The following is an 11,891-nucleotide window of genomic DNA, read 5'->3' as shown; positions in this document are numbered from 1 at the left end:
GCCCGACCCCCTCCGGGGGCCACCCTCCCCCGCAAAGGGGGGAGGGAAACACGCGCGGGTGCGGCAGCCGCCTCAACTGAGAAAAACTCAGTCGATGTCCTCGACGTCCTCTGCGCCGCCATAGACCCGCTGGGCCAGCGAAGCCTCCATGAACGGATCGAGGGAACCGTCGAGCACCGCGTCCGGATCGGTGGACTGGGTGCCGGTGCGCAGGTCCTTCACCAACTGATAGGGCTGGAGCACGTAGGACCGGATCTGGTGGCCCCAGCCGATATCGGTCTTGGCGGCGGCCTCGGCGCTGGCCTTCTCCTCGCGCTTCTTCAGCTCGGCCTCGTAGAGCCGGGCGCGCAGCATGTTCCACGCCGTGGCGCGGTTCTTGTGCTGGGAGCGCTCCTGCTGACAGGCCACCACGATCCCGGTCGGGTTGTGGGTGATGCGCACCGCGGAATCGGTGGTGTTGACGTGCTGGCCGCCGGCGCCGGACGACCGGTAGGTGTCGATCCGGCAATCCGATTCCTTGATCTCGATCTCGATCCGGTCGTCGATGACCGGGTAGACCCAGACGCTGGCGAAGCTGGTGTGGCGCCGGGCGCTGGAATCGTAGGGCGAGATCCGCACCAGCCGGTGCACGCCGGACTCGGTCTTGAGCCAGCCATAGGCGTTGTGGCCCTTGATCAGGAGCGTCGCGCCCTTGATCCCGGCCTCTTCGCCGTCCGACCACTCGACGATCTCGACCTTGTACTTCCGGCGCTCGGCCCAGCGGCCGTACATGCGCTGGAGCATGTTCGCCCAGTCCTGGCTCTCGGTGCCGCCGGCACCGGCATGGACTTCGAGATAGGTGTCGAAGCCGTCGGCCTCGCCGGACAGGAGGGTCTCGACCTGGCGGCTGGCCGCCTCCTTCTCGACGGCGAGGATCGCGGCCTCGCCCTCGCGGATCGAGGATTCGTCGCCCTCCATCTCGCCGAGTTCGATCAGCGTCGCGCCGTCCTCGAGGTCGCGCTCGAGCTTGCGGATGGAGGAGACCGCCTCGTCGAGCTGCTGGCGCTCGCGCATGACCTTCTGCGCGGCGTCGGCGTCGTTCCACAGGTCGGGGTTCTCGGAGGCTGCGTTCAGCTCCGCGAGGCGTTTATCGACAGTATCCCAGTCAAAGATGCCTCCTCAGCAGTCCTATAGACTGCTTGGCGGCATCCGAGGCTTGCTCGATCTCGGCGCGCATTTGGTTTTTCGGGACTTCGGGTGATGGGTCGGGCCGGGGTGATACCGCCCGGGAGCCGCCCTGTAAACGGCGGGCCGGGACCCCGCGCCCGAACTGTGCGGCGCCCGACCGCAGGGTGGTGCGCGAGCCGGCGCGCGGGCGGCGCGTTGTCGGGGACGGATCGGGCAGGAACGCGGAGGCGGCCAGGATGGCGGACGACGATCACGCGCAGACGTGGAGCGCCTTCAACGACGCCGTCAACATGACGCCGGCGGCGCTGCGCAAACACCTCGACGGCACGGCGAGCCGGGAGGTCGGCCAGAAGAAGGACGGCGCCGAATCCACCGGCCACGCGATGGGCCGGCGCATCCTGGCGATCAAGGACAAGAAGAAGGCGGATCTCACCGACGACGATTATGCCGCCATGCGCAAGGTCGTGGGCTACGTCCACCGCCACCTGAAGCAGGGCGGCGACGCCGGCAAGGACCCCGACTCACCCTGGCGGATGTCGCTGATGAACTGGGGCCACGATCCGCACACGGATTGAGGCCCGGGCTCGCCGGCCCGTCCGGCTCAGTAGCGCGGCGGCACGATGTAGGACGGGGCGATCACGTACTCCTTCGGGCGCTTGCGCGCACCGAACCGGCTCTCGGTGATCTGGTCGTTGTAGTAGTCGAAACCGGTGTAGCCGAAGCCGCCGCCGTTCATCACCTGGGCCACCGGGACCGGCGGGACGGCGAGGTCGGGACGGCCCGGCGGCACCAGCACCTGGCAGCAGCCCTCGGTCTGCAGGACGGTCGGGCCGTTGGGGGCGGTGAAGACATAGGCGCGCGGCTGCGGGATCCCCGGCGGGAAGGCGGGCTCGGCGACGGCGCCCTGGGCGACGAGGCCGAGCAATCCGGCGGCGATCAGGGTCTTGGTGCTCACGCAATGCTCCGTCACGGGACCGGCCGGGCCGGCGTCAGGCCTACACTCTAGCTTATCGCGGGCGGCCTGTCCGGCGCTCGCGGGCGAACCGGTTACCGGAACGCCGGCTCAGCCGCGGGCGCGCAGCACCACCTGCGGGCTCGCCGGCACCGGCCGGCAATCCGACATGAAGGCGTTGACCGGCAACGGCTTGGAATCGCAGGCGTAGACGTCCGTCGGGCCCGGGGCCGGCACCGGGTCCCGCGCGATGATCGGGTTCGGCGCGCAGGCCGAGGCCGCGGCGGCGAGCAGCAGGGCGGCGATGAGGTTCAGGCGGCGCATGCAACTCTCGGGACGCGGGAGGACCCCCGTTCCGAACCCTGCGCATCGCGATCCGCTCTGACAAGCGCCGGCGCGGGACGACGAGCCCTTTGACGGAGCCTGTCGCCCGGCGGCAACAATCGGGCTCGGCGCGCGCGCCGCCGAAGCGGACACCGGTTCGGCGCCAGCCAGCGCGTCGAACCGAAGACTTGGAGCCGCCCCCGGTCTCAGACGGCCTGGGCCATCGGCACGACGTTGTGGAGCGTCTTGTCGCCGCCGTCGAAGAACCGGCGGATGTTGCGCGCGGCCTGCCGGATGCGCTGCTCGTTCTCGACCAGGGCGATGCGGACATACTCGTCGCCGAACTCGCCGAAGCCGATGCCCGGCGCCACGGCGACGTCGGACTTCTCGAGCAGCAGCTTCGAGAATTCGAGGCTGCCCATCTCCCGGTAACGCTCCGGGATCGGGACCCAGGCGAACATCGAGGCCGCGGGCGCCGGGATCGTCCAGCCGGCCTTGCCGAAGGATTCCACCAGCGCGTCGCGACGCTTCTTGTAGGTCGCCCGCATCTCGTCGATGCAGTCGTCGGGTCCGTTGAGGGCCGCGGTGGCGGCGACCTGGATCGGCGTGAAGGCGCCGTAATCGAGATAGGACTTCACCCGGGAGAGCGCCGCCAGCAGGCGCTCGTTGCCCACCGCGAAGCCCATGCGCCAGCCGGCCATGGAGTAGGTCTTCGACAGCGAGGTGAACTCGACGGTGCAATCGATCGCGCCCGGGACCTGCAGGACCGAAGGCGGCGGCTTGCCGTCGAAGTAGACCTCCGCGTAGGCGAGGTCCGAGAGCAGGATCAGCTCGTGCTGCTTGGCGAAGGCGACGAGGTCCCGGTAGAAATCGAGGTCGGCCACGTAGGCGGTCGGGTTCGACGGATAGCAGACCACCAGGGCGACCGGCTTCGGGATCGAGTGGCGCATCGCCCGCTCGAGGGCCGGGAACATCGCCGGGGTCGGCTCGGCCGGGACCGAGCGGATCACGCCGCCGGCCATCAGGAAGCCGAAGGCGTGGATCGGGTAGCTCGGGTTCGGCACCAGCACCACGTCGCCCGGGGCGGTGATCGCCTGGGCCATGTTGGCGAAGCCTTCCTTCGAGCCCAGCGTCGCCACCACCTGGGTGTCGGGGTTGAGGCTCACGCCGAAGCGACGCTGGTAATAGCCCGCCTGGGCGCGGCGCAGGCCGGCGATGCCCTTGGAGGCGGAGTAGCGGTCGGTCCGCGGCCGGCCCGCCGTCTCGCACAGCTTGGCGATGACGTGCTTGGGGGCGTCGAGGTCGGGGTTGCCCATGCCGAGATCGATGATGTCGGCGCCCTGGGCTCGGGCGGTGGCCTTGATCCGGTTGACCTGCTCGAAGACGTAGGGCGGCAGGCGCTTGATGCGGTGGAAGTCGGTCATGGGCGTGTCCATCGGCGCGTCCCGAATCTGGCGTCTCTCGTTGGTGTCGGTCGCGCGAAGGATTCGCTCTAGCAGAGTTGCGTGCCGCCGCCGACCCTCAAAAACGGTCCGGATCGGTGCCGTTATCGCGCCGCCGCGGGCACCGGCTTGATCGCGGCGGCGGCCCCCCGGCCGGCACTCTCGGCGGCGCGGCCGCGGCTCTCGTTGCGGCCGCGGGCCCCTTCGAGTTCGGCCTCCAGCGCCTTCTGACCCTCGGACGACTTGGCCCGGATCGGGCGCTTGGGCGCATCGACGCCCACCGGCATGAAGGCGGGCGCCTCCTGGCCGCGGGTCTCGGTCACGAAATCCGGCGCGGCCACGACCCGGGGGCCGTAGCCCGCATCGGTGGCGAGGGTGCGCACCGCGTCCCCCGAGCAGGCCGCGAGCGGCGCCGCCAGGAGGGCCAGCACCGCCACGGCGAGGCCCCGCGCCGGGCCCGGGCCGCCGGGCCGCCGACCGGTGGGGTTCAAAAAGGCGCGGTGCATGAGCACATGGGTCATGAGAAGATCGCGCGGATGTTTCGCGACACGCGCAAACGGGCTGGTGCAACCTCTCGCTCGCTCCTTAATTTGTCGGAAACGAGGCTCACCGTCAGTCGGGCCGAAACACCACACAGGGAGGCGCGCGTGACGAGCCCGCGGACGCAGGCGTCGGACCAGGCTGCCGCCCGGACCGGCATGGTCAACGGCGCCATGCCGGACGGCATCACGCCGCCGATGCCGGATATCGAGGCCCTGTCGCGCAATGCCGGCCAGTTCGTGGAGGCGCTGGGGCGCAGCGCCGCCCGCATGCTTGCGCCCGAGGCCCAGGCCGGCGCTCCCTCCGGGGAGATCAACGAGGCGGTCAGGACGCTGGGCCAGATCGCAGAGGCCTGGATGTCGGATCCGAACCGGAGCGCCGAGGCCCAGGCCAAGCTGTCCCAGGCGTTCCTGACGCTGTGGGGCACGACCTACCTGCGCCTCCAGGGCCAGCCGGCCGATCCGGTGGCGGTGCCCGAGCCCAAGGACGGCCGGTTCAGCGACGCCGAGTGGTCCACGAACCCGTATTTCGATTTCCTGAAGCAGGGCTACCTGATCGCCACCCGCTGGGCCGAGGGCCTGGTGGACGAGGCCGAGGGCATCGACGAGCGCACCCGCCACAAGGCGCAGTTCTACCTGCGCCAGCTCACCAGCATGCTGTCGCCATCGAACTTCCTGCCGACCAATCCGGAGCTGATCCGCCACACCCTGCAGGAGAGCGGCGCCAACCTCGTGCGCGGCCTCAAGATGTACGAGGAGGATCTGGCGGCCGGCGGCGGCCAGCTGCGGGTCCGCCAGACCGATCCGAGCGGGTTCGAGGTCGGCCGCAACGTCGCGGTGACCCCGGGCGAGGTGGTGTTCCGCAACGACCTGATCGAGCTGATCCAGTACGCGCCCGCCACCGAGACGGTGCTCAAGCGCCCGTTCCTGATGGTGCCGCCCTGGATCAACAAGTTCTACATCCTCGACCTCAATCCCCAGAAGAGCTTCCTGAAGTGGATGGTCGACCAGGGCCTGACGGTGTTCTGCATCTCCTGGGTGAACCCGGATGCGCGCCACGCCGACAAGGACTTCGAGTCCTACATGCGCGAGGGCATCGAGGCGGCGATCGACGCGATCGGGGTCGCCACGGGCGAGAGCGAGGTCCACGCGGCCGGCTACTGCGTCGGCGGCACCCTGCTCTCGGTGACGCTCGCCATGCAGGCCGCCACGGGCAACCGCCGGATCAAGAGCGCGACCCTGCTGACCACGCAGGTGGACTTCACCCATGCGGGCGACCTCAAGGTGTTCGCCGACGAGGAGCAGATCCGCCAGGTCGAGGCCCGCATGGCCGAGCGGGGCTACCTGGAGGGCAGCCGCATGGCCAACGCGTTCAACATGCTGCGGCCGGACGACATGATCTGGTCCTACGTCGTCAACAACTACATCAAGGGCAAGCCGCCCTCGGCGTTCGACCTGCTGTATTGGAACTCCGACGCCACCCGGATGCCGGCGGCCAACCACTCGTTCTACCTGCGCAATTGCTATCTCGAGAACAGCCTGGCCCAGGGCAAGATGGTCCTCGGCAACGTCCGGCTGGACCTGAAGAAGGTCCAGGTGCCGATCTTCAACCTCGCCACCCGGGAGGACCACATCGCCCCGGCGATCTCTGTGTTCGAGGGCTCGAAGACCTTCGGCGGCAAGGTCGACTACGTGCTGGCGGGATCGGGCCACATCGCCGGAGTCGTCAACCCGCCCTACAAGCCGAAATACGGCTACTGGACCGGCGGGCCGGTGAAGGGCGAACTTAAGGACTGGATCGCGGCGGCGGTGGAGACCAAGGGATCGTGGTGGCCCTACTGGTTCCAGTGGATCGAGGCCCAGGCCCCCGAGCGGGTCCCGGCCCGCAAGCCCGGCGGCGACGCGCTGCCGTCGCTGGGCCCGGCTCCGGGCACGTATGTGCGGATGCGGGCCTGAGGGGGCTGGGCCGTGCTCACGGCTTGCGGCTGACGGAGCAGGTTTCGAGCCGGTTACACTGCGGCCTACGGTTTTGCTCGAAGATGCAAGCTGTGATCCCCTCGCCCCGCTTGCGGGGAGAGGGCCGCGACGACCTCGTCGTCGGCGCGGCGAGGCGGCAGCCGAGGGTGAGGGGGCGGTTTAGAACGCGCACCTCACTCAGAGCCGCCCCCTCACCAACGCTCCGGCTTCGCCTCCGCTTCCCGCACGGACGACGAGGTCCGTGCGGGCCTCTCCCCGCGTGCGGGGAGAGGGGAACCCGCGTTGCATCCTGAAATATCTGAACAGCCCCCCTCAATACTTCCGCACCAGCGGCGCCGGGGCGGCCGGCGGCGGGGCGCCGAACACGTAGCGGAAGCCAACCGAGACGATGTCGGCGCTCGAATCGACCACACCCGCGAAGGCGATGTTGCCGATATTGTAGTCGCGGCCGATCCCCGCGAGGACGCGCGAGCGGTCGAGGAAGAAGTGCGAGTAGGCCAGGTTCAGGGTCAGGCGCTCGTTCCAGCGGTAGCTCGCGCCCACGGAGGCGATGTAGCGGTCGCCGTCGGGCAGCCGCACCGAGCGGTTGCGGAAGTCGATCGGCGAAGACTCGTAGGCGAAGCCGGTCCGCAGGGTCAGGTTGGGCGCCGCGTCGTACTCGGCACCGATCGAGTAGGTGTAGCCGTCCTTGTAGTTCAGCGGCAGGTTGTTGACCGGCAGGCCGAGGCGGTTCGACACGATCCCGATCGTCCCGAGGCGCGACCACTGATCCCACTCGAAGCCGAGATCGACCCGGGCCACCGGCGAGATCGCCTGCACGAGGCCGACGCTGAGCTTGTCCGGCGTGTTGAGCTTCGCCCGCACCTGCCCCGCCAGCGGCGCCAGCGCCACCAGCGGCACGCCGATCGAGCCTTCGATGTCGTGGTGCACCGACGAGCGATAGCCGATGCCGATCACGGTGCCGTCGCGGGGCGTCAGGGTGGCGCCCGCCGTGAAGCCGACGCCCCAGGATTCGCCCTTGAGGAACCCGCTCGGATAGAGGGCCGGCGCGATGCCGGGGATCGGCAGCGCCTGCCGCAGGGTCAGCCGGAAATATTCGATGTTCGGGCCGGCGGCGAGCGACAGCCACTCGTTGACCTTGAAGCCGATCACCGGATTGAACGCGAGCGAGAAGATCCGGGACGAGCGCCCGTAGACCTCGCCGGCCCAGACCTGCCGCGGCTTGGTCACGAGGCCGAAGGGCGCACCCGTCGAGAGGCCGAGCCAGAGGCGGTCGTTGATCTGGTAGGAGGTCGCCCCCGCGGGCACCACGGCGCCCTGTCCGATATCACCGGAATCGCCCAGGCGCGCGAAGCCCGGATTGGTCCCGGGTGCCGTCCGGATGTCTGAGGAGAGGCCGATATAGGTGAGGTTCTGCTCGGAGACGAAGCCCGGGTTCATCGTGATGACCGCGGGATTCCAGAACATCGACGAGACGCCGCCGGAGCCTGCGGCCGCGCCCGCGAAGGACAGCCCCTGGGCCTGGGTGCTCTGCTCGCGGATGCCGAAGGCCCCGGCCCGCGCCTCGCCGGCGCCGATCGCCGCCACCGAGGCCGCGAGCACCCATGCGCGCATTGTCCCGTTCATCTGCTCCCCCCGAACCGGATGGCTTGTTCGGGCGCCCTGATTCGACCTTGTCCCGGTCCGGCGCCGTTGTCGGTATGGTGCAGGTTTCCCCCGCTCGACCGCAACGGCGATCACAAGTCCGGCCGGCACCGGAAGCGCCGATGATCGACAGGATCACGACGACGGCTTATCTCTCGGCTAGGCAATCAAACCTGTTTTCCCCCCTCGGCGGACTGTCTTTCGCCGGCGGGATCCGGCGATGAATAATAAATCAGTTTGCGTCTGAATATGCACTTTTTTGCCACGATGTTGCCAAGTTGCGACACCGCGAAATCGCGAGCCGCCGCCACGGACGCGCTTGCACCGGCGGTGCTGCGCGGCCATGGTCCCGGCGCCCGGCGTAGACCGGTTCCAGGGAAGGATGAGGAGTCGCGGCGATGAAGCTCTTCCGGCACGGCCCGAGCGGCGATGAGAAGCCCGGCCTCGTGGATGCGCAGGGCGGCCTGCGCGATCTGTCCAGCATCGTGCGCGACATCGCCGGCCCGGCCTTGGCGCCGGAATCCCTGGAGCGGCTGCGGGCCCTCGATCCCGAGACCCTGCCGAAGCTGCCGGCGGACACGCGGTTGGGCCCCTGCGTCGGCGGCACCCGCAACGTCGTCGCCATCGGCCTCAACTTCGCCGACCACGCCGCCGAGACCGGCTCGCCGATCCCCTCGGAGCCGATCATCTTCAACAAGGCGCCGTCCAGCCTGTGCGGGCCGAACGACACGGTGATCATCCCCAAGGGCTCGGCCAAGACCGACTGGGAGGTGGAGCTCGCGGTGGTGATCGGCCGCCGGGCGAGCTACGTCCACGCCAACGAGGCCCTCAGCTACGTGGCGGGGGCCTGCATCTGCAACGACGTCTCGGAGCGCGAGTGGCAGCTTGAGCGCGGCCCGACCTGGACCAAGGGCAAGAGCGCGCCGACCTTCGGGCCGCTCGGCCCGTGGCTGGTGACGCTGGACGAGATCCCCGACCTGAAGAACCTCGCCATGAGCCTCGACGTCAACGGCGAGCGCCGCCAGACCGGTTCGACCGCGACCATGATCTTCGACGTGCCGCAGCTCGTCGCCTACGCGTCGCACTTCATGCTGCTGGAGCCCGGCGACGTGATCACCACCGGGACCCCGCCCGGCGTCGGCCTCGGCATGAAGCCGCCGCGCTACCTGAAGGCCGGCGACGAGATGGTCCTGCGCATCGAGCGCCTGGGCGAGCAGCGCCAGAAGGTCATCGCCTTCGACGACTGGACCGCCAAGGTCTCGGCCGGCGAGCCGACGCACTGAAGCGACGCCGCCGCCTCCGCACAGGAGGGCGGCGGCCCGCAGGGCGCTTGATTTTGGCCACCGATCCCCGTCAAGAAGACACCATGAGCCAAGCTGCCGACCCGCACGCCTCCGATTTCCGCCACGACTGGAGCGTCGCGGAGATCCGCGCGATCCACGACCTGCCGTTGCTCGACCTCGTGTATCGGGCCGCGGCCGTGCATCGGGCACACAACGACCCGAGCGACGTCCAGCGCGCGAGCCTGCTCTCGATCAAGACCGGCGCCTGCCCGGAGGATTGCGGCTACTGCTCGCAGTCGGCCCATCACAAGGGCACCGGCCTGCCGCGCCAGCGCCTGATGCCGGTGGACACGGTGCTGGCCGAGGCCGCGGCCGCCAAGGCCAACGGGGCGACCCGCTTCTGCATGGGCGCGGCCTGGCGCAGCCCGCGCGACGGCGCGGAATTCGACTCGGTTCTGGACATGGTGCGGGGTGTGCGCGGCCTCGGGATGGAGGCCTGCGTCACCCTCGGCATGCTGACCGCCAGCCAGGCCGAGCGCCTGGCCGAGGCGGGGCTCACCGCCTACAATCACAACCTCGATACCGGTCCGGACTACTACGACAAGATCGTCTCGACCCGGACCTACGGGGACCGCCTGGACACGCTGGAGCGGGTCCGCGAGGCCGGCATCGGCGTCTGCTGCGGCGGCATCATCGGCCTCGGCGAGGGCGTCGGCGACCGGGTCGCGATGCTGCACGTGCTGGCTAACCACGCGCCGCATCCGGAGAGCGTGCCGATCAACGCGCTGGCCGCCGTCCCCGGCACCCCGCTCGGCGACCGGGCCGCGCCCGTCGATCCGTTCGACATGGTGCGGATGTGCGCCACCGCCCGCATCGTGATGCCGAAGGCCCGGGTGCGCCTCAGCGCCGGACGCAAGGCGCTGAGCCGGGAGGCGCAGGCCCTCTGCTTCCTCGCGGGGGCCAACTCGATCTTCTACGGCGAGCGCCTGCTCACCACCGCCAACAACGAGGCGGATTCCGATGCCGCGCTGCTGGCCGATCTCGGCATCCACGTCGCGGAGCCGATCCTGGCCGCCGCCGAGTAACGCGTCAGCCCTCCGGCAGCACGATCCGGAAGCGGGCGCCGCCCTCCTCCGGGTCCAGGGTCAGGCTGCCGCCGTTGATGCCGATCAGCTCGGCGGCGATCGGCAGGCCGAGCCCGGTGCCGCCCGAGCGGGTCGAGCCCTGGAACGGCGAGAACAGGTTCTCCCGGGCCCGCGCCGGCAGGCCGGGGCCGTTGTCTTCCACCAGGATGGTCACCCGGCCCGGGGCGTCGCGGCAGGCGGTGACCCGCACCTCGGCCTCCGGCACCGCGGCCCCGTCCAGCGCCTGCACGGCGTTGCGGACCAGGTTGGCCAGGGCCCGGGCGAGTTGCTCCGGGTCGGCCTTCACGCGGCATTCGCCGGCGTCCACGATGACGCGCATGCTCCGTGCGGCGAGTGCGGCGAGGTCCGGCAATTCGGCGAAGAGCGGCGCCAACGGCGTCGAACTGAGCGTCGGCGCGCGCTCGGAGACGCGGCCGTAGGCCAGGCTCGCCTCGCAGAACCGGATGGCCCGGGCGATGGCCCCGACCAAGCGCGGCGCCACCCGCTGGACCATCGGGTCGGCGGTGTCCTCCAGCCGGTCGCCGAGGAGTTGGGCGCCGGTGAGCAGGTTGCGCAGTTCGTGGCTGACCTTGCTGACCGCCAGCCCCAGCTCGGCCAGCCGCCGCTTCTGGCGGAGCTGGTCGGCCAGGATGCGCTGCATCCGGCCGAGGGCGAGTTCGGCCTGGCCGATCTCGTCGCGGCGGCGGGACGGCGCGATGATCCGGCCGGCATCCTCCGGGTTCTCCGCGAAGGCCGTGATGTTGGTAGCGAGCCGCCGCACCGGGCGGACGATCAGCACCTGCAGCACCACGAAGACCAGCCCGGCCGCCGACGCCGCGATGATCAGCGACGAGACCAGCAGACGCAGTGCGTAGTCGATCATCGCGGCGCGCAGCGGCGCCTCGTCGAGCAGGACCTCGACCCGGTCGAAGCCGATGCCCCCCTCCCCGATCACCCGGATCGGCTCGCGGACCGGCGCGACCAGGGTCCGCCACGCCCCCCGGATGGTCGACAGGGCCGTGACGTCGCGCAGGTCGACGGTGTCGGCCACCGTCTCGGGCACCGGCTCGATGGCGAGCAGCCGCTGGGCGCCGCCGCCGCGGACCGCGATCGCCCGGGCGTTCACCCCCGCGAGCAGCCGGCTCTCCAGTGCCTCGGAGACCGGCTCGCCGGTCCGGCCGTCGAGGACCAAGGCGGCGACCTGCGCGGCTGCGACCCGGTCGGACATCCACTCGATCCGGTAGTTGGCCACCGCCGGCACGTAGGTCAGCACCTCGGCCACCACCACGAACGCGACGGTGACGAGGAACAGCCGCCCGGACAGGCCGAGGCGCGCCGGACGCCGCTCGGGCACCTCGCGTGCCGCGGCGGCCGCCGCCGGCATCGTGACCGGGTCGGATTCGACGGCCACGCCCATCACGCTCCGACCGGGCATCGCG

Annotated in this window: 11 protein-coding genes; 4 read left to right on the top strand and 7 right to left on the bottom strand. The window is 70.3% G+C overall.

What is annotated here, in order from left to right; all coding sequences use genetic code 11:
- Window positions 1-87 precede the first annotated feature (87 nt).
- Window positions 88-1,216 (bottom strand): peptide chain release factor 2 gene (gene prfB / locus FV233_RS25660; protein ID WP_147899188.1). Its coding sequence is split into 2 segments (ribosomal slippage): window positions 88-1,146 and window positions 1,148-1,216, totalling 1,128 coding nucleotides; the frame shifts between segments, so codons are not numbered across the junction.
- A 187-nt stretch (window positions 1,217-1,403) separates the two neighbouring features.
- On the opposite strand from prfB, the gene FV233_RS25655 reads away from it, so the two are divergent.
- Window positions 1,404-1,742, top strand: coding sequence for a DUF3140 domain-containing protein (locus FV233_RS25655; RefSeq protein ID WP_147899187.1), 339 nt, complete (start codon window positions 1,404-1,406; stop codon window positions 1,740-1,742).
- A 26-nt stretch (window positions 1,743-1,768) separates the two neighbouring features.
- On the opposite strand, the gene FV233_RS25650 is transcribed toward FV233_RS25655, so the two are convergent.
- The 4 genes from FV233_RS25650 to FV233_RS25635 form a co-directional block, all read right to left on the bottom strand.
- On the bottom strand, window positions 1,769-2,122 hold the full coding sequence (locus FV233_RS25650) for a hypothetical protein (RefSeq protein ID WP_147899186.1): 354 nt from the start codon (window positions 2,120-2,122) through the stop codon (window positions 1,769-1,771).
- A 108-nt stretch (window positions 2,123-2,230) separates the two neighbouring features.
- Window positions 2,231-2,443 carry a hypothetical protein gene (locus tag FV233_RS25645; protein ID WP_007567016.1) on the bottom strand — a complete coding sequence of 71 codons (213 nt, stop codon included), beginning with the start codon at window positions 2,441-2,443 and terminating at the stop codon, window positions 2,231-2,233.
- Window positions 2,444-2,649: 206 nt separating this feature from the next.
- A complete protein-coding gene (locus FV233_RS25640) occupies window positions 2,650-3,867 on the bottom strand; it encodes an LL-diaminopimelate aminotransferase (protein ID WP_147855603.1) in 1,218 nt (405 codons plus the stop codon).
- Window positions 3,868-3,989: 122 nt separating this feature from the next.
- Window positions 3,990-4,406 carry a hypothetical protein gene (locus FV233_RS25635; RefSeq protein WP_246690081.1) on the bottom strand — a complete coding sequence of 139 codons (417 nt, stop codon included), beginning with the start codon at window positions 4,404-4,406 and terminating at the stop codon, window positions 3,990-3,992.
- 192 nt (window positions 4,407-4,598) lie between these two features.
- Here FV233_RS25635 and phaC point away from each other — a divergent pair, with 192 nt between their 5' ends.
- A complete protein-coding gene (gene phaC / locus FV233_RS25630) occupies window positions 4,599-6,380 on the top strand; it encodes a class I poly(R)-hydroxyalkanoic acid synthase (RefSeq protein WP_187278229.1) in 1,782 nt (593 codons plus the stop codon).
- A 333-nt stretch (window positions 6,381-6,713) separates the two neighbouring features.
- Here phaC and FV233_RS25625 read toward each other — a convergent pair whose 3' ends face one another.
- Window positions 6,714-8,027, bottom strand: a complete 1,314-nt coding sequence (locus FV233_RS25625) for an OmpP1/FadL family transporter (protein WP_246690080.1) — start codon at window positions 8,025-8,027, stop codon at window positions 6,714-6,716.
- Window positions 8,028-8,443: 416 nt separating this feature from the next.
- On the opposite strand from FV233_RS25625, the gene FV233_RS25620 reads away from it, so the two are divergent.
- Window positions 8,444-9,328: a fumarylacetoacetate hydrolase family protein gene (locus FV233_RS25620; protein ID WP_147855558.1), complete on the top strand. Its 885-nt coding sequence runs from the start codon at window positions 8,444-8,446 to the stop codon at window positions 9,326-9,328.
- 83 nt (window positions 9,329-9,411) lie between these two features.
- On the top strand, window positions 9,412-10,413 hold the full coding sequence (gene bioB, locus FV233_RS25615; RefSeq protein ID WP_147899185.1) for a biotin synthase BioB: 1,002 nt from the start codon (window positions 9,412-9,414) through the stop codon (window positions 10,411-10,413).
- Between the two features lie 4 nt (window positions 10,414-10,417).
- On the opposite strand, the gene FV233_RS25610 is transcribed toward bioB, so the two are convergent.
- On the bottom strand, window positions 10,418-11,836 hold the full coding sequence (locus tag FV233_RS25610) for a HAMP domain-containing sensor histidine kinase (protein WP_246690082.1): 1,419 nt from the start codon (window positions 11,834-11,836) through the stop codon (window positions 10,418-10,420).
- Window positions 11,837-11,891 lie beyond the last annotated feature (55 nt).

Source organism: Methylobacterium sp. WL7, assembly GCF_008040085.1.
Classification (GTDB): Bacteria; Pseudomonadota; Alphaproteobacteria; order Rhizobiales; family Beijerinckiaceae; genus Methylobacterium; species Methylobacterium mesophilicum.
Note: the sequence above shows the minus strand (reverse complement) of the source record. Positions and strands in the feature narration are given on the sequence as shown.